Consider the following 26,651-nt stretch of genomic DNA (forward strand, 5'->3'; position numbering starts at 1 on the left):
TGCAACCTATGAACGAAAAGTTGTCGAGGGTAATAGATTCCATGCGCATGCCACTAATTTTTTTGGTGGTCATTGCCCATCTTGTACCCTTTACTCTTCCCGAAATAAATTTCAGCAGGAACCCTGATGATATCTATACCCTGATTTCGGAAATGTTTTCGCACAATATTGCCAAGTTATCTGTTCGGTGTTATTTTTTGATCTCCGGCTTTTATTTCTTTAATAAGTTTAAGGATGACATTGTCACCTTTTACAGGACGCAGTTGTTTAAAAAGGTCAAATCGCTATTGGTACCATTTATCGTATGGAATGTGATGTTGATATTGGCCGTTTTCATCAAGCATCATGTTTTCATGAAGGTAGGTTTGGGGCCGGATGAAAGTTATGATTTTATTTTGGGGTCAAGTTTTTATGATCTCTTCTGGGGTTTGCCGATCAATTTCCCGCTCTGGTATGTGCGCGACTTGCTCTGTATGATGATCCTGTCACCCCTTATTTATTTGCTCATCCGCTATACGAAATACTTTGGCGTGATCGGTTTGGCTGCGCTGTATTTTCTGCAGGTGGAATCGCAGGTTCCCGGTCTCAGCACAACGGCGATCTTCTTCTTTACCCTAGGTGCTTATTTCGCCGTGGAGAAGATTGATGTCCTTGCCCTTTTTGACAAGTTTAAATATCCAGCCTACATCCTAACGCTAGTCTTCCTGGTGCTATCCCTTAAGCACAACGGACTGCCTGATCAGGAGTACTATCTGCGACCGTTTATCTTTTTTGGTGTCTTTTCCATTATCAACCTGTTTAACCTCCTCTATGACACCAAGCCAGCTTGGAGTAAAAAGCTAATGGGCTATAGTTCCCTTTCCTTTTTTATCTATGCCGCCCATGAGATCTATATCATCAACTGGCTAAAGGGTGGGTTCTTCGGTCTATCCTTTTTCAGTGCAGGCTGGGGCAAGTTGATTGCCTATTTTATCATTCCTGTCCTGTGTATGGTGATTTGCACGGTGATCTATAAAATCCTGATGAAGATAATCCCGAGGTGGTTCGCTTTTTCTCTTGGCGGTAGGCTCCCCAATTATTACGGCCCTGTCACTCCCGTTGCAGAAAGCAAATCGGATAAGGTGGAGGCGTAAGGGGAATCGGAAAGTATATCTAAATATTGTTGGCCCTTGCGCTTAACATGCAATTCAGCATGTTTCGGATTTTCTAAAACCCTAACTTTTCCAACTTTTACGTGTTGGATAATAAGATCCATTCACCTAAAACACACGGAAATGAAAGCTATTGCCGACAGAATCAAGGAGATAAATTGGGATAATTTTACTGAGCAGATGCATGCCAATGGGTATGCGGTATTACCTAAACTCATTACGCCAACTGAATGTGAAGTTTTGAAAGAAACGTATGCAGATCCAAATAATTTTCGGAAAACGGTGGTGATGGAGAGGTATCGTTTCGGTTTGGGTGCGTATAAATATTTTAGATATCCACTTCCCCAGATTATCCAGGACCTCAGGAAGGAGATCTATCCAGCGCTTGCGGGAATTGCGAATGAATGGTTCCAGCAATTGGGATTGAAGACAGTTTTTCCGTCGGCTCATGAGGAGCTTCTTGCTCAATGCCACCAAGCGGGACAGGAGCAGGCGACGGTGTTGATCCTGCGGTATGGTAAAGGTGGATTCAATACGTTGCATCAGGATCTTTACGGAGAGATTTTCTTTCCCATGCAGTTGGTGGTCATGCTGAGCGAGCTGGAGGAAGATTATTCAGGAGGAGAATTTGTCCTGACCCAGCAGGTTCCGAGGGCGCAATCGAAAGCCATTGTTTTGCAGCCTTCCAAGGGGGATGTGCTGGTCTTTACCACGAACTTCAAGCCGCAGAAGGGAGCTCGGGGTTTTTACCGGGTGAACATGAAACATGGTGTCAGTGAGGTTCATTCAGGCGAGCGTTATACGCTGGGTGTTATTTTTCATGATGCCATTTCCTGATCATGATTTGGCATGCAGCAATACAGGATGATGAATTACGAGTCGCGATTCGGCAAGGTAAAGTCAATTTCGGTGGTAATCGAAAGCTCAAAATATATGGAAAACTGTCCTGCACTTCCGGAAAACGCATGAAGCGTGAAAATAGGGTGTTCTTCGTCTCTATAGGGGAAGCAATCGAAGCTGGGTACCGGCCCTGTGGCCATTGCATGCGCGAGGAATATCTGAAATGGATGGCCAAAAATTAAAATACAGTTGAATTATCAAAATTTTATTCCTTGACCATGATGCCTTGCTGATGATAGGTTGAAATTCTTTTATCGATACATGTTGCAATTAAGAAGAGGGTAATGTCTATTTAAATTTTTATCTTTAAATACTATTCCATTTATAAGCTTTTGAAGCTATTTTTCAGGATTACATTTTGCAGTTTCAGACAAGGTAACGCATACGGTATGCCGTATTATTATCCTTAACACGCTCTCGGCCCGCCAATTTTATAAAGAATACCTGTAAACTCTGCCATTTTCACATTTGAATAGATCGCACAAAATGGTCGTAAGCAATAGCTAGACGTTGTCTAAGGTCCGTCCGTAGTGCGAGCGTGGTTTAACCGGGGTGCAGACGTGCTATAGACACGCTCTCACCACGCTCTGACCACGCTCTCACCTCAGACAAGGTCCCAAGGAATTTTTACCAAAATGCCAAGGGATTTAGGTTATTTATTGTCGTAAGTAAATGAAATACAGTGTTTTAATGGTGTTTTGAATTGTTTTGTGTTTTTTTTGCTAATTGGACGGTTTATATATACCAAGCTGCGACAATTTTATAGTCGAACCGTTGCATGGTCGGACCTGGAATTGGGCAGCCAAGATACTCCTGCTGTTGGGGGTAGATGGTGTACACCCGGCTTTCAGTGCGCTGTTGATTCATGTATATCCATTTAATTTCCACGGTGATGCCAATAGGTCGTGTGGTGCCGGTGTTTCTGGCATATAGCATTCGGGAGCCGTGTGGACCACAGACGCTACCTTCGATCATCTTGGCGTCGCGCATTGCATTCTCCTCTGTGTCACGAGCATCTAAGACATCGGATACATTTTCGTTTTCTACAAATTCGGGAAATTCCCGTTCTAAATTTTCCATGTGTTTGTAATTGGGTTAATAATATAGCTTAAAAATAACCAGCGAAAAGAGAAGGTCAAATACCTAGCTGTTGGTATTTTCTAATCTGGACAATGCCTTAGTGCTCAGTATTTTGTTTGAATGTTTTGGGGGTAACGCCGGCAATTTTTTTGAACAGGCGCGTAAAATGGGCTGGATTTTTAAAATGGAAAAGGTAGGCGATTTCGGCAATCGTAAAATTGGAATTTATAAGGTATTCCTTTGTTTCCTCAATAAGTAGCTCATGGATGATCTGCAATGCGTTTTTATGTTCCACCTGATGGCAGATCCTATTCAGGTGCACATGGCTGATGTCCATTCTGGAAGCATAGTCCTGGACGCGGGAAACGTTCTTGATGGTTGATCGGACAAGCCGCTTAAAATGCTGGACTTGGCTTGTGTACTGATCCAGGTTTTCGCTGGTTTTGTTGGTACTTTCCGTAGACCGGTATAGCTGCAGCAAGATCAGGAAGAGTAGAGCGGTTAGCGCCTGTTGATTTTTGTTGATATCGGAAAGCTCAGTCTGGATACGGGAGTTTAGAAAATGAATTTCCTGCCAGTGCGGCGAATCCTGAAATTCAATATGCCTTAAGTTTTTCAGAATGTGGTCATTCAGCGGAGGTTGAGCAAGTTCTTTTTCAAAGAAGGAGGCGTTTATGGAGTACAGATCTCCGTCGGAATCCTCTTTGAACCTGAAGCCGTGCAGGGTATTGGTCGGTATGAAAACAATAAAGGGGGCATGCAGTTCTTTTCGTCCATTTGTCGTTGTCAATATCCCCGAGCCAGACCAGATGACAAATAATTGAACGATATCCTTGTGCGTGTGATTCTGGACATCCCAGCTGTAGAATTTGCTTCGGCGTGCTAAGTTCTCGGCATGCACAAAATCTTTCTGCTGCAATCCAAATCGGTCTCTGTGTAATTCTTTGTAATTCGAAAATTTCCCCATGTGTGTAGACAGCCCCGTAAGTTATCGATATTAATTGGTTGTTAATTTGTTTTAAAATATACAATTATAATTTCTTTTTGCATAATCATGCGATCGTTTTGTGTAATAATTCATAATGCAGTCATTTGGAACTATGGTGCATAGTCATCTATAATTTTAAATTGTTTTGACTCTTAATGCTTCCTAATATTTAATAAATATTTATTCACACAGCTAAAATATGAATGCAACCTAACGATTTTAATTTCAAAAGCTAAATAAAATTCTTGCTATTATCTTGAAAGTATATAATATTTTATTAATGTTAATATTTAATTGTATTGAATATTATTTATAAAAATAAAAAAATAAAATATTTGAAATACTCTGTTTACAATACTTCATTAAAGTTTTGATTTTGTTGTTATTATAAAATATATGTATTATTTACAACTATTTAATTTAAAATATTTCTCAATAAATGTTAAAAAGCTTAAAACTGTTGTTATATTTGTAAAGAAATTAATCTAATTATGGTGATAGGATTTGACCGGTCCTTAAAATCATTAACAAACAATTATTAAAAATTTAAGTAAAGTTATGCAGCAAAAACTATTCAGTTTTCTCTTTACATGTTTGCTTCTTATTTCCGTCTCCTATGGGCAGGACTTTCAGGTTTCTGGAAGGGTAACTTCTCAAGCGGATGGAAATCCTATTGCAAATGTCACTGTAAGAGTTCAGGGTAAAAATTTAAGTTCACAAACGGATGCTGATGGAAGTTACACCATCCGTGCGGCAGAGGGTAATGTCATCGTATTTAGATCCCTTGGGTATAAAGAAAGATCCATCACAGTAGAGAAGATGAGTACGATAAATATCCAATTGGAAGCCGAGGAGGGTTCAATTGATGAGGTCCTTGTCGTGGGATATGGTTCCGGTAATAATATCGGTTCTGTTGTTGGGTCGCAAGTGACCGTTAGGGCAAAGGATATCGCAGGGAAACCTGCGCCAAATGCTATTGAGGCCTTGCAGGGTAAGGTTCCTGGGTTATCCGTAATGACCAGCAACGGTGAACCTTCGACAACGCAGTCCATACGCCTGCACGGATCAGGGTCCTTGGGAGCAAGTTCGACCCCTTTGTTCGTCATCGATGGAATTCCTGTGGGATCAGGATCTATTTTGTCAACCAATCCTGATGACTGGGAAAGTATTACAGTGTTAAAGGATGCTTCTGCTACTTCCATCTATGGTTCCCGGGCAGCAAATGGGGTGATTTATTTCAAATCCAAGAAAGGAAAGGCTTCGGAGCGGGCAACGATCACTGCAAGCGCTATGAAAGGGTATAACAACCTAGCCACGAAGAATATGATGGATCAAATGATGAACAGTAAAGAATTGCAGGCTTACTGGTTGGAAACAGGTTTTCGGACGCAAGCGCAAATCGATGAAATAAACCAGACCTTTGGACATAATGAGACCGTTTGGGGAGATTATTATTACAAGAAAAATACCGGGTTGGATCAGTATAACTTGAATATTTCAGGCGGTTCCGAAAAAATGCAATATTACATCAGTTCGGCCTACTATGATCAGGAAGGGATTATGTACCGTTCGAATTTCGATCGGGTTACCTTGCGCAGTAATCTAAGCGCGACGTTGAATGACTGGATAAAAGCTGGTTTAAATCTTTCTGGTGGATATGATAAGCGGATGTCCAATCCGTATGGTGGAAATAGTCTTAACGGTGCATTGTCTTTAATGGCTTTGCCTTGGTACTCACCGTTCGATGAAAACGGAAATGAATATTACGAAGAGCGGATACCAGGTTTGGATGCATATTCGCCGAAATACCTTGCCGATAAAAACTTGAACGAAGGCGTGAACAAACAGTTCAACCCGACGATTTTCCTACAGGTGCAGCCGTACAAGGGCCTGACTTTGAAATCAACAGCAGGTATGGACTATTTTGATTATCGAATTAGTGCATTGCGTTTGCCTTCCTATTTGGGCAACCTAAACAATGGTTCGGCAAGTGAAGAGTACCAAACAGGAATCTTAAAAACAATTACCAACACGATCGATTATCGGACGTTGATCCATAATGTGCACGACATATCCATGATGATCGGTCAGGAAGCGACGGATTACGATGAATCCTCTTTCAGCGCATCCGGATCTGGATTGACAGATGACCGCTTGACGTTATTGGGACAAACCATTGCGAATGGTCGTGGTGTCGGAAGTTCGAAATCCGAATATGCATACAATTCCTATTTTGGACGCTTAGGTTATTCCTATAATGCCAAATATCTATTGGATTTAAGTTTGCGAACTGATGCCTCTTCACGCTTTGGTAAAAACAACAGAAAAGCAACATTCTGGGCTGCCGGTGTCTCGTGGAAAGCCAAGTCGGAGAAATTCCTTCAGGATGTTTCCTGGTTGACGGATTTGACAATTAAGGCAAGCATTGGTACGCAAGGTAATTCGGCAATCGGTAATTACCAGTCTTTAGCTACGGTTGGATCTATTAATTATGATGGTGCTCCAGGATGGGGTGTTTCATCTCCAGGGAATCCAAATCTTGCCTGGGAACAACAGACAAAAACGACCTTGGGGGTTCGGGCATCCTTCCTCAATCAAATCAATCTGGACGTGGAAGTGTATAAGCGGGTAACCGACAATATGCTGGTATCTGTGCCTTATCCATATACTTCTGGCTTTTCAAGCATCACGAGCAATGTGGGGTCTTTGGAAAACAAAGGAATTGATGTGCAGTTTTCGGCAAATGCTTTCCGTAGTGAAAAATTCTACTTTACACCTTATGTAAACTTCAATTATAATCAGCAAAAGATTACGGAACTCTTCCAGGATAAGGAATATTGGATTGTGCCGAATACGGGCTTAAGCTGGGCTGTGGGAAAGCCGGTAGAGTTTTTCTTCCCCGTTCAAGCGGGTGTTAACCCAGACAATGGATTGATGCAATGGTATGTCCCTGGAGAGAACATAAGTGATTCTAACTTTGATCCGAATAATGTGACCACAACTTTTAATGCGGTAGATCTCCAGCAAAGTACGGGTTTACGCCGAGATGCGCCATTTACGGGTGGTTTTGGATTCACATCAGGCTACAATGGCTTTTATCTGGATATGGATTTTGCTTTTGTAAAGGGGAAATATATGATCAATAACGATTTGTATTTCTTTAGTAATCCATATCAATTCAGGGGCTACAATCAGATTAGAGGGGTTAGGGACTATTGGAAAGAACCTGGAGATCAAACAAGATATCCGAAATTCGGACAGGTGCATCAATTTGATACGGGTTTACTCGAAGATGCTTCCTTCTTACGGTTAAAGGGCTTGCGTTTTGGGTATAATATTCCAAAGAAGCTGTTGAGCGGTCAAAAATTCTTTAAGAGCGCCTCTGTGTATTATGTTGGCAGAAACCTATGGACGAAAACTAAATACCTGGGCCCAGATCCGGAAGTGGATTCCAACTTGGCGCTCGGGGTAAATCCAAATACAAAACAATCCTCATTAGGTATTCAGTTGCAGTTTTAATACGTAATTCTATTTTTATGAAACTAAAAAATATATTCATACTAGGCTTGGTTTCCATTGGGTTTATCACTTCCTGTAACCTTGACCTGACACCCTATAATGTTATTGATACGGAACTGTCATTTACGTCGGTTTCCGATGCGCAAAAATGGGATACACGTTTCTATGCCGACCTTCGCGGAAGGATCTACGGTCATTATATCATGTCCCCAGATGTTCAGGCCGATCAGTTAAATGCGGTAATAGATTATGGTAACAATTATGGAGCCGTACATCGTTGGAATGATTTTCTGGCAGACAGTTATGAAATTAGTAATGTGTGGGCCGGCTATTACGGCGCATTGAGCAATGTGAATACCGCGATTCAGGGTTTTGAAAAAATCACCCCTAAAAATGCGGAAGAAACCGAAAAGTTCAAGGCATATAAGGGCGATGCTCATTTGGCCCGCGCATATTATTACTTTATGTTGGTCAACAGATTTGCAAAGACCTATAACGCAACCACTGCCAATACCGATTTGGGAGTGCCATTGATATTAGCGCCCGATATAAATGCCATGCCGAAGCGGAATTCAGTGAAGGAAACTTTTGATCAAATTCTTGCGGATATAGCCATTGCCAAAACAAATCTATCCGCAATTCCGGGAAAGCCAAATGCGAATCGATTTACCATAGACGTGGTACATGCTTTGGAAGCCCGGGTAAAATTAGCGATGGGTGACTGGAATGGAGCGAAAGCTGCAGCAGAAACAGTGCTGAAAAAAGGGAACTATACCTTGTATAAAACAGAAGCAGATCTTAAGAAAATGTGGCACAATGATGCCGGCAATGAAGTGATTTTTGCATCATTCACATCCTTTGATGAAGGAGCAAATGCCAATTCAATTTATCTGGGCTATATGCCAAAAGAAAATAAATACCGCCCAGCTTACATCCCTTCCCAATGGGTGTATGATGCGTATGAAGATGGTGACTTCCGTAAAGGGATCTATTTTCTGAAAGATGTCGTTATGCCATACAACGGTCGAGATTATAAGGTAACCGTAGTGAATAAATATCCCGGAAACCCGGAATTTTACCAAGGAACCACCAACTACAGGCATACACCAAAGATTTTCCGTGTCGCGGAACTGTACCTGATTGCTGCAGAAGCTGCCTATAAAGGTTCACCGTCGTCAGCGGACGCCCTGACGCACCTCAATACCCTACGGACGGCCAGAGGATTGAAAGCACTAAGTTCGATTTCTGGAAATGCCCTTTGGCAAGAAATAAAAGCAGAGCGTTTCAGGGAATTGGCTTTTGAAGGATTTAGACTGGACGACCTGAAGCGTTGGGGCGAAGGTTTTACGAGAAGAAATCCACAACAGCCCTCGGATCTGATCCAGGTCGGACCTGAATTTGACTCCAAAACGGTGCCTGCTAACCATGATAAATTCGTGTGGGGCATACCGGATCGCGATGATGTGGCCAACCCGAATATAGAACAGAATAAAGGCTGGTAATATAAAGCGATGTAGTGGGTTCATGCCATTACGATGTTTAATTAGATGGACCCCACCGATGCATTTCGGTGGGGTTCTTTTTTTAGGTTTTGGGTAGGGTAACAATGACGGAAGAACCTATGATTTAACCTTTTTAAATTTAATTATATTCCCTATTTCCGAATTTTCATTAAAGATTTGTTAATTCCATGGTAATTATTATTTAACTTTAGAAACCTAACATTGTAATCAATTATAATAAAGTCGTCCTAATAAAGGATTCGCCTTATGAAACTGAGACCTGAACAAGAGCTGTTGTTGTTGCGTAGAATTGCTGATGGTGATCATGGTGCTTTTAATACTTTGTACCGTCATTATCAACCGATCTTGTTGCAGTATTGCCGCCCATTCATTACGATGGAGGTCAGTGAGGAGGAAATTGTCCAGGAGGTTTTTGTTGAATTCTGGGAGCGCCGTGAGCGAGCCGTGAATATACGCAATGTAAAGAGCTACCTGCTTCAAACGGCAAAAAATAAACTGCTGAATATTCACCGACACGTCTTGGTGGTGGAACGCATGAAACAGGAATTCCAGACCCTTCCCAAACAAGAGACAGCCGAGGACAAACTGATTTTTAAAGAACATTATGCACTGTTCCAAAATCAGATGATGGCCATTAGTCCAACAAAGCGGCAAATTTTTGAAGGCCGTATCTTTGATGACAAGTCCAATAAGCAAATCGCCACGGAAACGAAGCTTTCCGAATCCATGGTGAAGAAGCATTTCAAGCACGTAAAATCCCTTTTCGAAATTTTCGTAAAAAAATACCAATAGGAGGTGTCCTTTTTGTGGCGGTTGGTGTCTCTTCTATAGATGAGCGATACTATCCAACACCTTTTTGCCAAGATCCAGCGCAACGCGGCTACTGATGCCGATATCGATTGCTTTCGGGAACTGCTGAAAACGCTTCCTGAGGAGGAATATGCATACTGGCTTGACAAATGGACGGCCCACATGGAGGAGCAGGAAGTGGAAAGACCCGTTTCGATGCCGAGACGTATCTTCGTGGCTACGGCTGCCCTCGCCGCCCTATTTATCGGTGCATTCTTCCTCATTCCCAAATTTTCAAACCAGGAAATCGCAGAAGAGCATATTGCCCAAATGGACTCCATAATTGCTGCGCCCGCGGGTAATCGCGCCGTGCTCAAATTGGCATCTGGGGAGGAATTCAACCTGAATCAGGATGGTGACTTCCTAAAGATCGACCAGTCCTCCGTACGCCTGGGGGAACGGACGTTGTTCGATAAACTGTCTGCAGAAGAAAGCAATGCAGCTATTCAGTATCATGTATTGACCACGCCCAAGGGTGGAACCATGAAAGTGGAACTTCCGGACGGCAGTAAAGTGCAGATGAATGCCAATTCCACCTTGCGATTCCGGGCCGATTTTGCCCTCCATAGGGAACTGCAGATGAGCGGGGAGCTGTTCTTCGATGTCAAAAGAGATGAAAAACACCCTTTTATCGTTCATACGCCGAATCAGCGGGTGAAGGTGCTTGGCACGAGTTTCAATATCAATACCTATGATGCAGATGGGCGGGAGGAAACATCCGTGGCATCTGGGCTTGTGGAAGTCTCTGCTGCCAAGCAGGTGGTGTATTTGGCAAAGAACCAACAGGCCGTTAGCAACAAGGCCGGCCTTAGCGTGCATGATGCAGACATGTCCCTGATCTTGGATTGGCTTTCCAATGAATTTATTTTCAAGAACGCAACGGCCATAGAGGTACTCCGGGAATTTGAACGCTGGTATGCTATTGAAATCGAGGTCGTTGATCCACATCTATTAGCAAAAACAAGACTTTGGGGGAATGTTCAACGCTCGCTCAATGCCTATAAAGCGCTTGCGCAGTTAAATTATTTTGATATCCAATATGAAGTTATTTCGGAAGGAGGTAAGAAGAAAATAAAAGTTTTTAAGAAATAAAAGCATAAGGCCTCCCAGCTTGGACCCTGGGAGACTCTTCATGCAATAAATGAAATACTGGAACATAAATCATATATCAACTCTCAAAATTAATGAAATTTAACAGCTTTACTTCAGCAGTAAGGGTTTGTGCGGCTCGATTTTTTTCTAAAAGAAGCGTTCGACTGACAAGCACCTTCATTTTGGTATGCTGTGCCCTACACCCACATCTCAGTTTGGCACAGTATATTAACCTTAACCGAAACACCATAACGATCGGCGAGGCCCTGCAGGAATTCAGAAAGCAGGCCAAGGTATCCATCCTATATAACGATGCCAGTCTCGATCGTGTACAAGTTTCAAATATCAATATCAAAAACGCCAGCATCCAGCAGGCAATGGACAATCTGCTAAAGGGGACCGCTTTCGAGTATCGGGTGACTCCAGAAAAGAGTATCCTGATCAAGCGTAAAGCCGTGCAGCAAACTGCCTCGCGACGGGAGCAGCAGCAAACCCTTAGCGGGCGGGTTATCGATGACCAAGGCAAACCACTTGAAAATGTTACGGTGTCCATTGAAAATGGAAGACTAAGTACCATGACCAATACATCTGGAGAATTCAGTATCGTTTCTACTAAGGACGATGTTCTTCAAGTGAGCTTCATAGGTTACGGGAAAAAGGTGGTACACGCCAAATTGGGTCAAGCCGTTACGATCCAATTGCAACCCTTGGAGAACCTGGTGGATGAAGTCGTGGTCATTGGCTACGGTGAGGTGAAGAAAAAAGACCTGACCGGTTCGGTGTCCATTGTCAATGTGGAAGACCTACAGAACATTCCTGTTCCACGTGTGGATCAGATGCTCCAGGGGCGGATTGCAGGTGCTGAGATTGTCTCCTCATCAGGTGAACCGGGAGCTGGAACATCCATCCGGATACGGGGTACTCGCTCCATCTCTGCAACGAACGAACCACTTTATGTCGTAGATGGCGTCATGGATGCGATAACTTCCCTGAATGACTTGAACCCCGATGATGTCGCTTCAATCCAAGTGTTGAAGGACGCCTCCTCAACAGCAATATATGGCTCCAGGGGTAGTAACGGGGTGATCCTGATCACCACCAAGAAAGGTACTGCCGGAAAGAACGATGTTGCCTTGCGTGCCGATTTCGGATTCTCGGAAATACCACGGTTTCTGGACCTCATGAATGCACAGGAGTTCGCAGAATTGCAGAACGACCGCTATTACCTAGCGAATGTGGCCAACCAGACCAAACCTATCGAAAACTATCCGTATCCTAATCCCGAAGCACTCGGTGAAGGAACAAATTGGACCGAAGCCATCACCAGACGTGCGCCCTATCAGAACTATACGGTGACCGCGGCCGGTGGATCCGACAAAACGCGCTACTATTTTTCGGGGAATTTCAATGATAACCAAGGGATCATCAAGGCTAGTGGCCTCAAGCGTTATCAGGCGCGATTGAACCTTGACCATACGTTCAGCGATAAATTCAAGGGGGGCTTCCGATTTAACTACTCATATTTGGATCATGAATTAAATAAAGCCGATATCGGTACACAGACCCTATGGTACCGATCAACAATTTTCTTAGCGCCTACCATTCCGGTGTATAAGGAAGATGGTTCGCTCAACGATTGGAATTCGCAATGGTACACCGGTACGCTCTTCGACTCGCCAATGGCCAACGTCATGATGAAGCGTATGGATCAGGTGAAGAAAACAACCTCCCCGATGATGTACCTGGAGTACGAACCGATCAAAGGATTGAAATTCAAATCGCAGTTGTCATTCTATGATTACAACCGTTTTGATGACAATTTCTATCCATCGACCCTACCTACCCGAATGAACAACAAGAGTGGCGCCTATGCGTATAAGCGAGCTTATACCGCAAACAATTACCTGAATGAAAATACCGTTGCGTGGTTGGGTAAGACCAAGAAGCATTCCTATGATGCACTTTATGGCTTTACCATACAGAAGAACTGGTATACCAATCTTTCTGCCTCTGGCGATGGCTATTTCATCGACGAAATCAGCACGAACGACTTGAGTGCGGTCCCTTCAAAGGAAATGCTGAATGTAGCATCAAATTTTGAAAACAGGACCCGCGTGTCTCATTTGGGTCGCCTAAATTACAATTACAATTCGACCTATTACCTGACCTTGACCGGGCGTGCAGATGCAGGTTCGAATTTTGCCGCGAATAGGAAGTGGGCATTTTTCCCATCCGCAGCTTTTAAATGGAACATGAAAAACGAGACATGGATGAAGGATGCCAATTGGATCAATGAACTTGGATTGCGCCTAAGTGCGGGAACTTCCGGAAATGATGCCATCAGCACGTACCAATCCTTGGATCAAGTCGCGTCGACCATGAGTGGCTACATCTTTGATGGCGCTATTCCTGTGGCCTATTTCCCGAATCGTATCAAGAATGAAGATCTGACCTGGGAGAAAACAGTATCCTATAATGCGGGAATCGATTTTGCGATCCTGAACAGGAAACTCACCTTCACGATGGAAGCCTACATGTCCAAAACCTCCGACCTGTTGCTGACCGTACAATTGCCGCACCATGGCGGATTCCCAACACGCTTGATGAATCTCGGTAAAACAGAGAATAAAGGACTGGAATTAACCGTAGAATCGCAGAATATCAACCGGAAGAATTTCTCCTGGAATTCAACCTTTACGATTGCCCACAACTCGCAGAAAGTGGTGGATATCGGAACTTTCGATCGCGTGCCTACCTATGTGAACCCCTACGGAAGTCAGTATATGATGTATGGCTATATTCCGGGAAAACCCCTGAATGCATTGTGGGGAATGGAATATGCTGGGGTTTGGAAGAACCTTCAGGAAGTAGAAGATAATAAAGTGACCAAGCAATATGCTTCAGCTTCGACAGCCTATTACACGCCAGGAAGACAACGGTACATCGACCAAAATAACGACGGTATTCTGGATAATAATGATTTGGTATACCTGGGTAATGCAGATCCCATCGTTTATGGTGGTTTGCAGAATAGTTTCCGATACAAGAAATTATATGTGAATGTGTTCTTCAATTACAATTTGGGAGGTAAAATCTATAACCCTACGGAATTGTTCATGGGAACAGGTACCTATCTATCCAACCAGTACCGCTATATGGTGAATGCGTGGCACCCCGTACGGAATCCGGATTCCGACTATCCACGTGCTGACTCCAAAGACGATATTCCGAATGATCGCTTTATCTATGATGCCACTTTCCTGCGCTTGAAAAACGTGACGGTAAGTTATGTTTTCGATGTCAAGAAACTGACGAAGAACAAGCTTTCCTCCGTTACAGCTAGTTTGAGTGGAAACAACCTGTACCTATGGAAGAAATACAATGGATATGACCCGGAAGTATCGACTGAGAGTGGTGGATCGACGATCCGGAGAATGGATAATGGTGCCTATCCGAACAGTAGAACGGTTACCGCAAGTCTCAACATTAAATTCTAAAATCATGAAATTCAAAGCAATATTTAGCATATTAACCTGTTTGGTGCTCTTTTCGGGATGTTCGAAATTCCTGGAGGAGAAGCCAGCAAGCTTCGTGGGTTCAGATGGATTCTTCAAGACACCTGAGCAACTTCAGGCGTCCGTAAATGGTGTATATATCCCATTGACCAGCATTGTCAACCAGAACCTAATGATTGCCGTGGAAGGGGTTACAGATTTGGCCTTCCTGAATTCATCCAGTGTGGATGCGAAGATGGAAATATCACCTGCAAACCCTGGAATGGGCGACGACCTTTGGCGCAATGCCTACCGTGGTGTGCTGTATGCCAATGCATCCATTGCTGGTATTAAAGCCTCACCGGTTGAGGAAAGTTTGAAAGGACCTTACCTGGCGGAAGCAGCTACTTTACGCGCTTTCTATTATTACTACCTGACTTCAGTCTTCAATGGCGTGCCCTTTATCACGGTGAATGTGAATTCCGTGGAGGTATTGGACCAAGTCAACCAATTTGGCCGTACCGATGCCAAGATCATTCGGGACTCCCTGATCATGGATCTGCAGCAGCATGTTGAGCATCTGCCACAGCAACGCCCATCGGATGTCAAAGGCAATCGTGTATCTGCACCGCTGGCCTATATGTTGATCGCCAAGATGGCCATGTGGAATAAGGAGTATGCGGTAGCCAAGGATGCCCTTTTGAAGATTAAAGAAATCTATGGCGATTTATCGCAATATCCATTGGAGGATACCTATTTCCGGAACAAGAACAAACCGGAATCCATATTCGAGGTGCAATATGCTTGGTCAACAACCGGAATCAAGAAAACTACCCAGGTTGCCTGTTTCTTTACACCAGCGAAAAAAGCAGGGACTTCTACCTATGATGGGATTGAGATCTTGGAATTGGGCGCACAGGCCAACCCTTTCAACTCCATTACACCGTCGGACAATTTCATCGCTATGTACGATGTATATGATCCGAGGAGGGAAATTATTTTAGCCTATACCTACGACGGAAAAAACTTCAGCCGACCAATGGCCAATAATGGAACGGGTAAGCCCTGGATGGGGCCTAAGTTTTGGTGTCCGGGGATGCAGAACCTTTCCGACGGCAATAACCAAAAGGTTTTCCGCTATGCGGATGCATTGTTGATGTTGGCAGAAGTAGCCAATGAACTAGGGGATGCTGACCTGGCCATGAGCAGCATCAATGCCGTGAAGAAGCGCGCGGAGGAACATGCTATCATCACCCGTGAGTTTCAGCTAAAGAGCTATCCCGGCAAGGCTGCCTTCTTTAAAGAGGTACAGGATGAACGTGGGCGTGAGCTGATGGGTGAATACCATAGAAAATTTGATTTGGTTCGCTGGGGAAACTATGCTGACCTAATTCAAAGTACCATTGCCGAGGAATTCGCAGATCTGAAAACCAATTTCAGACCTTACCACCGCTATTACCCAATCCCGGATATCGAGGTGGTGAAGTCCGAGGGTAGATTGTCCAATCCAGAATATAACCAATAACAACCGACCATGAAAAGATTAGTTTTTTACATATGCTTACTGCAATTTGCCATTGCTTTTCCTGCTATGGCGCAGAAAGAAGTGAAGATTTTGTGCTACAACATTCTGGAAGGAATGACCAAGGATAGCACACCTGATAAGCAGGAATTTGTGAAATGGGTAAAGAATCAAAAACCAACCATATTTGCGATCCAAGAAGCCAATAAATTCACTAAGGAGAGCTTGGCCAAGATGGCAAAAGGATGGGGACACCCGTATTCCGTGCTGCTTAAAGAACAGGGGTATCCAGTAGCTCTGACCTCAAAGTACCCTATTGAGGACGTGAAGATTGTCTTGGAGAATTTTCACCACGGATACATCCAAGCCAAAACGAATGGCATCAATTTTATCGTTCTGCATTTGTCACCACACCGATGGGATAAGCGACGCTGGGAAATGGCCACGATATTGGAGAGCTTAAAACTGCAAGGGATTGAGCAGAATAGCGTTCTGCTAGGTGACTTCAACGCCTTCAGCCCCTTGGATTCTACCAGCTACCGCGATGGAAAGGATGTAGCGCGTTTTCAGGAACTGCTCAAGAAATACCCTAAGAACAATTACCTGATCAACAATAAAGATATTGATTTCCAGACCATCCAATATGTGCTGGATGCCGATTACGTTGATGCATTGAAGGCATTGGCAACAGCATCACCAGCTCAGGCGAAGACCATTCTTCCAAGCCCAAGACGCATTGACTTTATCTATATCTCCAATGATATGCTCGGACGGTTGAAGGGGGGACAGTTTATCGTGGATGACTTTACCAAAGTCTACTCGGATCACAAACCATTATTTATCACATTAAAACCTAAGTCATGATCAAGGTAAATTCAAATCCTATATACCTCCTTTTCCTGACATTCTTGTCGACTGTATTGTTCTTCGGATGCCAGAAGGATGAGCTTCGCCAGTTCACGACCGACTTGGCCATTAACCAACGGATTGTGCAGCTCGCGGACTCTGCTGCTAGCACGAAGATCCAGATTTATGCAGAGGACAATTGGACCATTGAAACCCAAGCAAAGGATTCTGTTTGGTTGACCGTTCCGGTGAATTCCGGTTCGGGCAAAAAATTGATCGATATTTCCGTGACCTCCAATGCAGGTAATTTACCGCGTGCGCAGACCTTGTTTATCAAGAGCGGCAATATAACAGACTCGGTCTCGATTCAACAGAAGGGGTTAGTTCCTACCTTGGCGATCGTCGATGAAGAGCTAAAGGCCATCGCTGGAGGGGGTACCATGCGTACAGCCATCAATACCAATATTCCATTTGAATTGATGAAGGTAGAGAAAACAACCTTAGCCGGCGGTGATCTGGATTGGGTAACCGACCTGAACATTGAAGAAGGATACCTTTATTTGAAGGTGGCAGCTTCTACCCAGCCGTCCATCCGTCAAGGGAAGCTGATGTTCAGCTACCTGGATGCATTGAATGTACTCGTGAAGGACAGCATCATGATTTCCCAACAAGTGAAGGGGGCTTATGAAAATGCCAAGCCTGTATCCTTCGATGAGGTTCGCATGAAGGGCGAGGGTGAAATCATGGAGGATATCTATATCGAAGGGATTATTATCAACGATAAAGGTGGAAATAATGTCGCATTGAATAGAAATGCAGCCGCCAATAAACATACTATCGACCGTACACCGACAAGTGTTACGGCCTATATCCAATCGTTGGATGGGCGACAGGCCTTCAAGATTGAAACGGCAACGGCCGGTGACAATATCTTCGATCGCAACCAGAAGGTTAAGCTCTGGTTAAAGGGCAGTAAACTGAACAAGCACAGTGCTCCTGAATTCATCACGATTTCCGGAGTGCAATCGGTCCAGGTGATGGAACAGAATGCTTTGGCTACACAGTTGCAGCCAAGAGAACGCTTCATGTCCGAGCTGACCGATCGGGATCTGTTTACCTATGTGAAATTGAAAGATGTTGAAATTTCAGTGCCATCGGGCGCATATTCCAACATCAATGAAGGCTATGTGAATAGAGCCAGTGTATATCCGCTGAACCTGCGCGATATCCGTGGGAACAGTTTGTATGCCCTATTTAATGTGGATGTGCCTTATCGCCGGGATGGCAGAAGAGTTCCACAGGGATCCGGAAATTTTGCGGGTATTCTCGTTTATGAAGAAATAGAACGTTACGGAACCCAAATTGGCCGATATGCCATTCGTCCGCAACATGAAACAGATATAACCCTGCAAGAGAATCGGGAAAGTGGGTTTTCCAAAGTCCACCTGGAATGGTCTCGTTTCAAGGATGAACATGAATCCAGCCCTACAGCAGCTCAGAACCCATTGACACCAGATATCGGAACAGGAAAAATCTATCGCTCCGGATATGACCCACTAAACTTCACTGCAGTCAGCGGAATCTATAAAACCGGAGATTTCAATGGCTTGTTACAGGAACCAACAACGGTAAAAGGAGCCGTTGCCAATGGAGGCTGGGGCGCCAGGAATTGGTGGAACGAAGATAAGAACAGAGGTGAAGCTTGGGTGGTTGAGATGAGCACCTCAGGAATTGCCAAACAATTATCTCTGCAGGTGGAAGGAAATGTGGATGTTGGTGGCCCGCGTAATTTCGTCGTGGAATGGAATACAAATAGTGATATGGACGACAGCAATTGGAAACATGTTGCCGATTTCACCTTCCAGGATATCACACAATGGTCAAATACGCTGATTTCACAAGTGCCCGGTTATAAGGTGGTTAATATCAACCTGCCTGTAGACCTGCTGAACAAATCCAAAGTGTTTGTGCGCTTAAAAGTTAAAGATAAAGCCGCAGGAACACTGACCAACCCAGTAGGAGGAACCTTGGTGAATTCCGCAAACTGCCGATTGGGCCATTTATCAATCAAGTACAACAAGTAGACTATTTTATAGTAGCATTAGTGTGTGAGTAGGAGGGGAACCCAATTGGGTTCCTCTTCGTATTTTCAAGATGTCAGTTATTTGATGTAGACTACCTCCCGAACAATTTTCCATGTTCCATTTTTCTTCTTCCAATAAATGTTGAAGAGAAATTCCTGCTCTTTGTCCAGCTGTTTCATCTTTCGGGTTAAAATAATAAAACCCTCATCTCCTTGCATATCGGCATAATGGAATGCTGCATGATCGTTGAGTGGTGCTGCATCGCTAGCCTTTAATGTGCGAAAGAATTCCATATTATCCGACTTGCTCAGCACTTCAATGGAGTTCTCCTGATCGATGCGCAGAAATTTAAGATCTTCGTCGTAAATATGATCCAGAAATTCCAGGTCATAGGTAGTTCCGCGGCGAATCAGTTCTTGGGTTAGGTTTAGTATCTCCGTATTTAGCATGTTCATTAATTTTTGGTAAGGTATGGAATTTAAGATGGGAAGTAAATGTAAATTGGGCGCAAGTCAACAAATTGACTTCATGATGATATGAACAAGTGAGGGAACATGTAGCCCATCCAATTGATCTATTGTTGGTGACTTGGTTTCCTTAAATTTTAGGGAGTAACCCCTATCTTCCGAAATATGTATATTTTTACGGTATGGCAGAAAAGAAATCCTATCTCATTTACCTAAGAGTCATCGCAACCTTTTTTGTGGTGCTGATCCATGCGTCAACCGGATTTCTCTACCACATTGACACGTCTGCTTTCGACTGGAATTATGCCAATTGGATAAATGCCGCAACACGGTGCTCCGTGCCCATCTTTGTCATCATATCTGGGGCATTATTGCTGCAAAAGGATGAAGGAACAGGCGAATTCTATAAAAAGCGACTTCCCAAGCTGATCTACCCGTTTATATTCTGGACACTGATCTACCTGGTATATTATTTTTATCGCTATACAAAATTCGATCTGCTCCCTACAGATAAGATCATGTCCATCAGTCTGGATAAGATTCTCCATGGAGCGAACGCGCATCTGTGGTATCTGTACATGATTATTGGGCTTTATTTGGCCATTCCTTTCATCCGCAAAATCCTGGTGCAGTCCACGCAACGCGAGATCGAGATCTTTTTGCTCCTATGGCTGGCATCCATGTGCATCATGAACAAATCGCTGTATGTCGCCATGCCCAAATTCGATCTGACATTCTTTTCTGGATATATAGGTTATCTTGTTTTGGGGTATTATCTCAGTATGCGCACCTTTACCTTCAAGCTCCAGCCATGGACATTCGCACTCCTGTATATGCTGATGTTGGCGATCGGGGCAATAGGAAGTTTCCTGATTAACAAGGAAGCCAAAAAGCTGGACCCATTTTTCTACAATTATCTATTTATAACCACCGCCATAGCTGCCGGTGCGCTTTTCATGTGGATAAAAACGACAACCCAAGCGGCCCATGTGCCCAGTTGGATCATGGGTATCGATAAGTATAGCTTTGGGATCTACTTGAGCCATATTATTCCCCTCAACTTCCTGCATCCACTCCTGTCAAAGTTCATGGGAACAGCATGGGTTATTCCACTGGCTACTATAAGCACAATTGTCGTCTCCATCGCCATAACTTATCTAATCCGGAAATTACCCTACGGGAAATATGTGAGTGGATAGTAGTGAAGTTTTTATCGGTTTTCAGGTGGTTGGGCTCGAAGCTTTAATAGGTCTTAATTCTTATGACCAGCTAACGGCTGCCATCTTTTTTGACAAGAAATTAGTCTACAGTTAGTTATGGCTCACCATGTACTTAACTTGATGGTCGTTCAGAAGCTGAACAAAGTCGGTAAAATCCTGTTCAAATATCATCGCTGCGCTGGGATACTGTTTTTTCCATGCGTTGTGGATACTTTCCGAGCAACCAACTGTAATACGCCCAACGCAAGCGTGTTACTTCGGCTCTTTAACTGTTGTCTTCTTCATGAAAATGAGATTGTATTGTTTTACCAAATAGTGGGATCAAGCTATAATTTGCTTGTCTTTTGGATTACCGCTAGTGGCTATATGGACGCCTAGGTAACTGATGAGAAATAGCAGATTTAACCCTCCGCAAGTATCCTCAATGGATTTTTGTTTCGCAAACGATGGAATAATCTGGGAGGTTTGGTATTGTTGGCGGGCAGAATTACTTACGGATTTTGCCAAGGGAATGATTATAAATTGTCCGTTGATTACTATGAGGAGAGATATGACCAAAAGCACGATATTCTTTCGTTTTTTACCCTTTTTTAATGCCAAAAACAATCCAATATTTCCGAATAGAAACAGCCAGATTGAAGGCATTGTTACGTAGTTCATAATCGGATTGACGAAATGCCTTTGCCAGTATAAAAACTCCATTGTCGGGTTATCCCCCGCAATGACATTCATAGCTATGAATGAAGCTATACTGCCTAAACATAATGAATAACCTACTATTATTAAGGTCTTGGCTATTTTTAAAAAGGATTGTTTGTTTAAAATTTCCATTGTATGTTTTTATACAAAGGAAGCGGGTGAAAACATTAAAGAAGTTACCTTGGGGTAATAAATTACTTCTTGGCAATTCTTCTTCGAATTCTGCTTAAAGATTGCGGTGTCACGCCGATAAAAGAAGCGATATAAAATTGTGGTATGCGTTGTTGCAAATGCTTAAAGTCATGTAAGAAACTTAGGTACCGCTGTTCGGCAGTGTCTGCATACACGGATATAATATGCTGAAGGGCAGATGAAAATATCTTTTCCAACAAGAGTCTTCCAAAACAGTCTCCTTTATTTATTTGTGCATAGAATTTTTGCAGATTTTCATATGAAATAATATTCAGTTCGGTGTCTTCCAACGCTTCAATTGTTTTCCTCGATGGTGTTTGGCTTATAAAACTGTCAAAATCACATGCAAATGTCTTTTCTTCGTTAAAATGAATAGTTAATTCTTTCCCATCATGATTGATATATTGCCTCAACAAGCCCTTTGAAACAAAGAATAGCGATTTACAGATTTTTCCTTGTTCAAGGATGTTTTCTCCCTTTTTTAAGGATCTATTGGTAAATAGTCGTTTTGTCAATTCAGTTTCCTCTTCTGAAAGATGAATATAATTACGAATATTATTGATAAGTTCTTCCATGCAGCAGGTTGTTAACATTACTATTTCGTGGTTCTTCAATCACTACAAAAGAAAGTGTTTTCATGTATTCATACAATGCTATTGTCTGCTTACTTCGCTTATCTAACTTTATTGTAATTTCCGTGTCCACCTATTTAAATGACACTAAATTAAAGTTACCGAAAAATACAATTGTTCGCTATAGGCGAGTGAAATAAAGGAATACACGGAATGAAAGAAAAGATTTTACAGTAAATGCCCAGATGGAGAACATGGGTCAGGGCAGTGGGTCGGGATTTCGGAGGCCTTAATTAAGCTCGGATTTTCGTTACATCGATACGTACCTATAATGTAAAATAAAGATAATAGGCGCTTATCCATTCGAAATAACTGGGTTAAATTTTTTAATCCAACTTCAAATTGCACAATATTATTTTTATGATTATCTTAAATCATCTTATTCACCGTGGGATCTTGTAGTCTCATAAATATAGGAACCAAACCTATATCCTAAAAACACCAATTATACCGTTTCAGACGCTATTAGGTGCGTTTTTGGACTTATGGAATTTTCAGGATACCCTTGTTAATAATGTAGAGTCAAAACTATGGAGACACTGGCGGAACAGTTATATGGTATATCCAAAGGACTTAAATATGGTGATTTTAATATACCGGATATTGGCGACATCGTACCGGCTTCCCTAATGATTCAGGACTTGGACGAGATGCGACCCACCGGTTGTAGTTATATGAACAACTGGGGTTGCAAACAATTGGGTTCCTCAGTAGAAGAAGTGAACCACCTCGGAGAAGCATACTACGAACGTTATTTTGTCAAAGAAGAATCCAATGATATTTTCCAAGGAATGAATAATTATCTCAGGCTTGGCGATTTTGACCGACAGTATAACTTCTTTCAACGGGTCAGGCTATATGGCGATACCGATTACACCTGGTTCTATACGGTATTAAAAGTCGTGCAAGTGAAATATTCTGCCGAACTGGAAAATAAGATCATCCTGCTTTCCTCCCCAGTAATGGGTATGGACAACCTGATCGCCAGGGTAAATAAAACATTGGATCAGGGCGAATACATCCGTAACAACTACAGACGCTTTGCCGAACTTACCAGTAGGGAAAAAGAAATCATCACCCTATTGGCCAATGGAAAATCCACATGTGAAATAGCCGACCAGTTATTTATCTCGACTCATACCGTATCTACCCATCGTAAGAACATAATACGGAAAATCGAAGGTAATTCTTTTGCGGAGCTTATGCGATTTGCAATGGCATTTGACTTGGTATAAATATGGTAGTCCTAAGTCTATGCACAGTATCTGATGGATTACTCAAACATCTACTCTTCTTTTTAATATAGCTAAAATTGACAAATTATGCGGGTTTGGGTAGAAATCACCAAACGGGCACTAGGTACACTGCTTGATCCTTCCCTAGAGATGTAATCTCACTAAAAATTGTTCAATAGATCACCATAGAGCCCTCATATTATTACTTTATCTTCAATGTCGCCAAAGGCAAATTGGAGTTATGGATATTAGCGACAGGTTGATAAGGTAGGCAAAATACCTAGCGCTAGGTATTTACCCACATGCTTTGTTGGGCTAGCTTTGTGATAGGTATTAATCTAATGGAATATGAAAAGAGTCGCTAAAATTATGGTGAGCATCATCGGGATGATGTGTTTGCTTACTGTGCATGTGCATGCACAAAAGAACATTAAAGAGTTCAACGTAGCGGAAGAAGGTATATATAAAAAGTTAATGGAGGACCGTAGGGCGATGGGCGGTATACCGTTTAATCTAGCCCATAACGATGAATGGTCAGATTCGCGTATAAAAACAGAAATTGACCGCCGCAAAAATGCAATCAATGCATGTGAAAAACGTTTACAAGCCTGTAAAAATGCTCTTGGTTCCTTGCCCGATGCTCCAAGCTCAGAGGTTAGCAGTAATGCGCATTTAAGAGACCATACACAAAGGGCGTTTATAAATGCCTGGTATCCTGATTTGATAAGAGATTTTAAAAATCAGCTCAAACAGCTTGAAGATGGGTTAAGCGAGAGGGCTAGACTTAAAACTGCTGTACCAACTGCTTATTAACGGTGACGACCGCAAGATGGATTAGTCGGCATTTGGCAATAATGGCAATCTGGTTAAGAAAGCCGACGAAATCTATTACTAGTTAACAGAAATGTCATGAATCCCAAACACCGAAATAGTTCTTGCTTCCTATTGCTCAACTTCCCCCATCATGCAAACACTGTATCCCGTATCCGAAATAGAAGTAAAGCTATTAAATCGTGCCACAATAGCCAACTGCTTTTTGTCTCTGACTTATAATCTCAACCGCGGCTTGATGAAAGATAATACCACGTCTCTAATATATATACCATAAACATCAATGAAGATGAAACAATTGCCAACCAAGCTATTTTGAAAGAGCAAATGATAAAAAATAAAATCTATAAAAATGAAAACAATTACAAAATTAAGCCTCGCTGTGCTACTGGTTGGAGCATACGCGGCATTTAACAGTGCGGTAGCACAAAAGTATAAGTTTAAAACAAGCCTATTCAATGTGCCATCGCTTACTGAAGAACGAACTAAAAAGGAGACTTTATTTACAATTGATTTTGATAGAAAGAAGTTTGATAAGTCTTCAATCATATCAGAAATTAAGATTAAAGATTATCGAGATCATCAAGATCCAAAATATAGGATTTTAGAGTATAATTTTGAAATAGAAGACGGCTATACCGTATGGTTGACCATTGCCGGTTCTGAGTATTATGACGAACTTTTCTTATATGATAAAGATTTGGAAGGAATGGCTTCCGTACGTTATTATGGAAAAGTAACTGAAATAAAAAATAAAGTAAAATGAAAACAATCAAATTATTGATAACCGCAATAATGCTGTGTATGGCTAGCGGGAGTTTTGCGCAGTCGAAAAAAGAAACGTTAGCATTATTGAATGCCATTAAAAAGGATACGCATGGTGTGCACGCAAATTTTACAGATAAATATCTTACCTGGCAAGGCAATAAAGGCTCGGACTCGGTGCAGATCGCATGGAAAAGTATATCCAATGTTGATGTTGTAGGGAAATATACCCTATATGTCGCTTCAAGCCAAAAAGATGATAAAGGTAATGATATCACCATCTTTCTTAATATTCATGATGACGAAGCAAAAAGTAAGATAATAAAATATATTCGGCATTTGGCGAAATTAAATAGAGCTAAGCTGACCAAATAAAAAAGAATCATTAAAACACTATATTCATGAACCCCCAAAAGCGAAAAACCTTACAACAAAAAAGGGAGCAACTGCAGTTACAACTTCGATTTGATGCCTTTGTAAAGAGTTACGTGGCACCGCTGCTGGAGGTTTTGGGCGAAATGCAACGTTTGGATATCCCTTATCGGGTAGTTTCGTTGCGTTCGGTGCCGATGGAGCTGCAAGCCATGTTGTTAGAACAGCTCCGCAAGGATAGTTTGATGGAGCATAACTTGTCGGCACTCCCTATCGAGATGGATACCAGCCTGCTGGAACAGCTTTTTGAGGTGTATCCTACAGAGCATACTTCGCGTTATTTTCCTGAGTTGCCCGTTGTGGCCATGTTGGACACACCTTCTGCCGTATTGCAGGACCTCATACGCGAGCAAAACCTCTCCAGGCAATACGTGTTTATGTGTTGGCTTCAATATGCCTTGCTGTTGGAGGTAGACCTGCAACAGCTGGCTAAGCATGCTAATGCCAATATACTAGATATCCGAGGCGATGATGTAGTTCTCTTTCCGGCCGACCTAGACGTGCTGATCGTGTATAACGCCTTTGAAGACCAATGGCGGTTTGGTACAATGAATCGTTGTTCGATAATTTCTAAAACAGAGTAAATTGCATGTAGGCAATGAAAAATATAATTCTCCTTTGCTTCCTATTACTCAGCAGACTCCTTGTGCAGGCACAGCATCCCGTATCCGAGGTTGGGGTAGAGCTATTAGACCTCTTCCCGAAGCCTACCGCTAGCGAGTCGGCCGAGCAAGCTAAATTGCGCATGCGGACGTTAGACATCCGCGAAAGCGAGATTGTTCTTGACCTTAATACCGGCATATCCCAATTGGATACCATCATCGAAAGGGGGAAGTATAAGCTCTTAATTAAGCATGATACAGATATTGTGCAGTTTGGAATCTGGAAAAACGATAGGCCGATCAAGCGGATTGAAAAGAAAGATAACAAGACCTATGCGTTGTTCAGAGGGATACGTAGTAGGATAAACAGGCCGCTATTACGCTTCGGGAAGCATACAACCTATATCATACAGATACAGCTGGCAGGTGAGGTACATTCGCGGGCGATACGTCTCCGCACAAGGAGTCCCGATATTCCCAAGCCTATGAAAGAAAAGAAAGGAGTCCCGATATGAAAACACGGAATCC

General features: G+C 42.6%; 23 protein-coding genes. 18 read left to right on the forward strand and 5 right to left on the reverse strand.

Going from position 1 to position 26,651, the window contains the following annotated elements; all coding sequences use genetic code 11:
• Nucleotides 1-8: 8 nt before the first annotated feature.
• From G6N79_RS04850 to G6N79_RS04860, 3 genes are all read left to right on the forward strand, one after another.
• Nucleotides 9-1,133 carry an acyltransferase family protein gene (locus G6N79_RS04850; RefSeq protein ID WP_160003654.1) on the forward strand — a complete coding sequence of 375 codons (1,125 nt, stop codon included), beginning with the start codon at nt 9-11 and terminating at the stop codon, nt 1,131-1,133.
• Nucleotides 1,134-1,274: 141 nt separating this feature from the next.
• A complete protein-coding gene (locus G6N79_RS04855; protein ID WP_103905487.1) occupies nt 1,275-1,988 on the forward strand; it encodes a 2OG-Fe(II) oxygenase in 714 nt (237 codons plus the stop codon).
• Between the two features lie 2 nt (nt 1,989-1,990).
• Nucleotides 1,991-2,233 carry an Ada metal-binding domain-containing protein gene (locus G6N79_RS04860; RefSeq protein WP_103905486.1) on the forward strand — a complete coding sequence of 81 codons (243 nt, stop codon included), beginning with the start codon at nt 1,991-1,993 and terminating at the stop codon, nt 2,231-2,233.
• 553 nt (nt 2,234-2,786) lie between these two features.
• On the opposite strand, the gene G6N79_RS04865 is transcribed toward G6N79_RS04860, so the two are convergent.
• Both G6N79_RS04865 and G6N79_RS04870 read right to left on the reverse strand, forming a co-directional pair.
• Nucleotides 2,787-3,131: a hypothetical protein gene (locus tag G6N79_RS04865; RefSeq protein ID WP_103905485.1), complete on the reverse strand. Its 345-nt coding sequence runs from the start codon at nt 3,129-3,131 to the stop codon at nt 2,787-2,789.
• Nucleotides 3,132-3,228: 97 nt separating this feature from the next.
• Nucleotides 3,229-4,098 carry an AraC family transcriptional regulator gene (locus tag G6N79_RS04870; RefSeq protein ID WP_103905484.1) on the reverse strand — a complete coding sequence of 290 codons (870 nt, stop codon included), beginning with the start codon at nt 4,096-4,098 and terminating at the stop codon, nt 3,229-3,231.
• A gap of 579 nt (nt 4,099-4,677) precedes the next feature.
• On the opposite strand from G6N79_RS04870, the gene G6N79_RS04875 reads away from it, so the two are divergent.
• From G6N79_RS04875 to G6N79_RS04910, 8 genes are all read left to right on the forward strand, one after another.
• Nucleotides 4,678-7,638, forward strand: a complete 2,961-nt coding sequence (locus G6N79_RS04875) for a SusC/RagA family TonB-linked outer membrane protein (protein WP_103905483.1) — start codon at nt 4,678-4,680, stop codon at nt 7,636-7,638.
• A gap of 17 nt (nt 7,639-7,655) precedes the next feature.
• Nucleotides 7,656-9,140 (forward strand): RagB/SusD family nutrient uptake outer membrane protein, encoded by a 1,485-nt coding sequence (locus tag G6N79_RS04880; RefSeq protein ID WP_103905482.1) that lies wholly within the window; start codon nt 7,656-7,658, stop codon nt 9,138-9,140.
• Between the two features lie 267 nt (nt 9,141-9,407).
• On the forward strand, nt 9,408-9,953 hold the full coding sequence (locus tag G6N79_RS04885) for an RNA polymerase sigma factor (protein WP_103905481.1): 546 nt from the start codon (nt 9,408-9,410) through the stop codon (nt 9,951-9,953).
• Nucleotides 9,954-9,992: 39 nt separating this feature from the next.
• Nucleotides 9,993-11,102, forward strand: coding sequence for a FecR family protein (locus G6N79_RS04890; protein ID WP_103905480.1), 1,110 nt, complete (start codon nt 9,993-9,995; stop codon nt 11,100-11,102).
• 215 nt (nt 11,103-11,317) lie between these two features.
• Complete coding sequence (locus G6N79_RS04895) at nt 11,318-14,599, forward strand: TonB-dependent receptor (RefSeq protein WP_160003652.1); 3,282 nt, start codon at nt 11,318-11,320, stop codon at nt 14,597-14,599.
• Nucleotides 14,600-14,603: 4 nt separating this feature from the next.
• Complete coding sequence (locus G6N79_RS04900) at nt 14,604-16,121, forward strand: RagB/SusD family nutrient uptake outer membrane protein (RefSeq protein ID WP_103905478.1); 1,518 nt, start codon at nt 14,604-14,606, stop codon at nt 16,119-16,121.
• A gap of 9 nt (nt 16,122-16,130) precedes the next feature.
• Complete coding sequence (locus tag G6N79_RS04905) at nt 16,131-16,982, forward strand: endonuclease/exonuclease/phosphatase family protein (RefSeq protein WP_103905477.1); 852 nt, start codon at nt 16,131-16,133, stop codon at nt 16,980-16,982.
• Entirely contained in the window at nt 16,979-19,048 is a 2,070-nt protein-coding gene (locus tag G6N79_RS04910) for a BACON domain-containing protein (protein ID WP_103905476.1), read from the forward strand. Before G6N79_RS04905 ends, G6N79_RS04910 begins: the two co-directional genes overlap by 4 nt.
• 77 nt (nt 19,049-19,125) lie before the next feature.
• Here G6N79_RS04910 and G6N79_RS04915 read toward each other — a convergent pair whose 3' ends face one another.
• Nucleotides 19,126-19,497 carry a hypothetical protein gene (locus G6N79_RS04915; RefSeq protein WP_103905654.1) on the reverse strand — a complete coding sequence of 124 codons (372 nt, stop codon included), beginning with the start codon at nt 19,495-19,497 and terminating at the stop codon, nt 19,126-19,128.
• Between the two features lie 200 nt (nt 19,498-19,697).
• On the opposite strand from G6N79_RS04915, the gene G6N79_RS04920 reads away from it, so the two are divergent.
• A complete protein-coding gene (locus G6N79_RS04920) occupies nt 19,698-20,714 on the forward strand; it encodes an acyltransferase (RefSeq protein WP_103905475.1) in 1,017 nt (338 codons plus the stop codon).
• A gap of 342 nt (nt 20,715-21,056) precedes the next feature.
• On the opposite strand, the gene G6N79_RS04925 is transcribed toward G6N79_RS04920, so the two are convergent.
• Entirely contained in the window at nt 21,057-21,566 is a 510-nt protein-coding gene (locus G6N79_RS04925; protein WP_103905474.1) for a hypothetical protein, read from the reverse strand.
• Between the two features lie 62 nt (nt 21,567-21,628).
• Nucleotides 21,629-22,201, reverse strand: coding sequence for a Crp/Fnr family transcriptional regulator (locus tag G6N79_RS04930; RefSeq protein WP_103905653.1), 573 nt, complete (start codon nt 22,199-22,201; stop codon nt 21,629-21,631).
• Between the two features lie 587 nt (nt 22,202-22,788).
• Between G6N79_RS04930 and G6N79_RS04935 the strand changes: the two genes are divergently transcribed.
• From G6N79_RS04935 to G6N79_RS04960, 6 genes are all read left to right on the forward strand, one after another.
• Complete coding sequence (locus tag G6N79_RS04935) at nt 22,789-23,493, forward strand: response regulator transcription factor (RefSeq protein WP_103905473.1); 705 nt, start codon at nt 22,789-22,791, stop codon at nt 23,491-23,493.
• Nucleotides 23,494-23,841: 348 nt separating this feature from the next.
• On the forward strand, nt 23,842-24,306 hold the full coding sequence (locus G6N79_RS04940; RefSeq protein ID WP_103905472.1) for a hypothetical protein: 465 nt from the start codon (nt 23,842-23,844) through the stop codon (nt 24,304-24,306).
• A gap of 370 nt (nt 24,307-24,676) precedes the next feature.
• Entirely contained in the window at nt 24,677-25,090 is a 414-nt protein-coding gene (locus tag G6N79_RS04945) for a hypothetical protein (RefSeq protein ID WP_103905471.1), read from the forward strand.
• The gene (locus G6N79_RS04950; RefSeq protein WP_103905470.1) at nt 25,087-25,464 is read left to right on the forward strand and encodes a hypothetical protein; all 378 of its coding nucleotides are present in this window, start codon (nt 25,087-25,089) and stop codon (nt 25,462-25,464) included. The genes G6N79_RS04945 and G6N79_RS04950 overlap by 4 nt, the downstream gene beginning before the upstream one ends.
• Before the next feature lie 26 nt (nt 25,465-25,490).
• Nucleotides 25,491-26,105, forward strand: coding sequence for a hypothetical protein (locus G6N79_RS04955; RefSeq protein WP_103905469.1), 615 nt, complete (start codon nt 25,491-25,493; stop codon nt 26,103-26,105).
• 14 nt (nt 26,106-26,119) lie between these two features.
• The gene (locus G6N79_RS04960; RefSeq protein ID WP_103905468.1) at nt 26,120-26,638 is read left to right on the forward strand and encodes a hypothetical protein; all 519 of its coding nucleotides are present in this window, start codon (nt 26,120-26,122) and stop codon (nt 26,636-26,638) included.
• Nucleotides 26,639-26,651 lie beyond the last annotated feature (13 nt).

It is taken from the genome of Sphingobacterium lactis, from assembly GCF_011046555.1.
Taxonomy (GTDB): domain Bacteria; phylum Bacteroidota; class Bacteroidia; order Sphingobacteriales; family Sphingobacteriaceae; genus Sphingobacterium; species Sphingobacterium lactis.

Excerpts from the sequence above, each read along its gene's own strand:
- G6N79_RS04910 (WP_103905476.1), top strand. The coding sequence starts at position 16,979 with ATGATCAAGGTAAATTCAAATCCTATATACCTCCTTTTCCTGACATTC.
- G6N79_RS04905 (WP_103905477.1), top strand. The coding sequence starts at position 16,131 with ATGAAAAGATTAGTTTTTTACATATGCTTACTGCAATTTGCCATTGCT.
- G6N79_RS04935 (WP_103905473.1), top strand. The coding sequence starts at position 22,789 with ATGGAGACACTGGCGGAACAGTTATATGGTATATCCAAAGGACTTAAA.
- G6N79_RS04945 (WP_103905471.1), top strand. The coding sequence starts at position 24,677 with ATGAAAACAATTACAAAATTAAGCCTCGCTGTGCTACTGGTTGGAGCA.
- G6N79_RS04960 (WP_103905468.1), top strand. The coding sequence starts at position 26,120 with ATGAAAAATATAATTCTCCTTTGCTTCCTATTACTCAGCAGACTCCTT.
- G6N79_RS04855 (WP_103905487.1), top strand. The coding sequence starts at position 1,275 with ATGAAAGCTATTGCCGACAGAATCAAGGAGATAAATTGGGATAATTTT.
- G6N79_RS04860 (WP_103905486.1), top strand. The coding sequence starts at position 1,991 with ATGATTTGGCATGCAGCAATACAGGATGATGAATTACGAGTCGCGATT.
- G6N79_RS04875 (WP_103905483.1), top strand. The coding sequence starts at position 4,678 with ATGCAGCAAAAACTATTCAGTTTTCTCTTTACATGTTTGCTTCTTATT.
- G6N79_RS04865 (WP_103905485.1), bottom strand. The coding sequence starts at position 3,131 with ATGGAAAATTTAGAACGGGAATTTCCCGAATTTGTAGAAAACGAAAAT.
- G6N79_RS04880 (WP_103905482.1), top strand. The coding sequence starts at position 7,656 with ATGAAACTAAAAAATATATTCATACTAGGCTTGGTTTCCATTGGGTTT.
- G6N79_RS04900 (WP_103905478.1), top strand. The coding sequence starts at position 14,604 with ATGAAATTCAAAGCAATATTTAGCATATTAACCTGTTTGGTGCTCTTT.
- G6N79_RS04930 (WP_103905653.1), bottom strand. The coding sequence starts at position 22,201 with ATGGAAGAACTTATCAATAATATTCGTAATTATATTCATCTTTCAGAA.
- G6N79_RS04955 (WP_103905469.1), top strand. The coding sequence starts at position 25,491 with ATGAACCCCCAAAAGCGAAAAACCTTACAACAAAAAAGGGAGCAACTG.
- G6N79_RS04950 (WP_103905470.1), top strand. The coding sequence starts at position 25,087 with ATGAAAACAATCAAATTATTGATAACCGCAATAATGCTGTGTATGGCT.
- G6N79_RS04925 (WP_103905474.1), bottom strand. The coding sequence starts at position 21,566 with ATGGAAATTTTAAACAAACAATCCTTTTTAAAAATAGCCAAGACCTTA.
- G6N79_RS04920 (WP_103905475.1), top strand. The coding sequence starts at position 19,698 with ATGGCAGAAAAGAAATCCTATCTCATTTACCTAAGAGTCATCGCAACC.
- G6N79_RS04890 (WP_103905480.1), top strand. The coding sequence starts at position 9,993 with ATGAGCGATACTATCCAACACCTTTTTGCCAAGATCCAGCGCAACGCG.
- G6N79_RS04885 (WP_103905481.1), top strand. The coding sequence starts at position 9,408 with ATGAAACTGAGACCTGAACAAGAGCTGTTGTTGTTGCGTAGAATTGCT.
- G6N79_RS04870 (WP_103905484.1), bottom strand. The coding sequence starts at position 4,098 with ATGGGGAAATTTTCGAATTACAAAGAATTACACAGAGACCGATTTGGA.
- G6N79_RS04940 (WP_103905472.1), top strand. The coding sequence starts at position 23,842 with ATGAAAAGAGTCGCTAAAATTATGGTGAGCATCATCGGGATGATGTGT.
- G6N79_RS04915 (WP_103905654.1), bottom strand. The coding sequence starts at position 19,497 with ATGCTAAATACGGAGATACTAAACCTAACCCAAGAACTGATTCGCCGC.
- G6N79_RS04850 (WP_160003654.1), top strand. The coding sequence starts at position 9 with ATGAACGAAAAGTTGTCGAGGGTAATAGATTCCATGCGCATGCCACTA.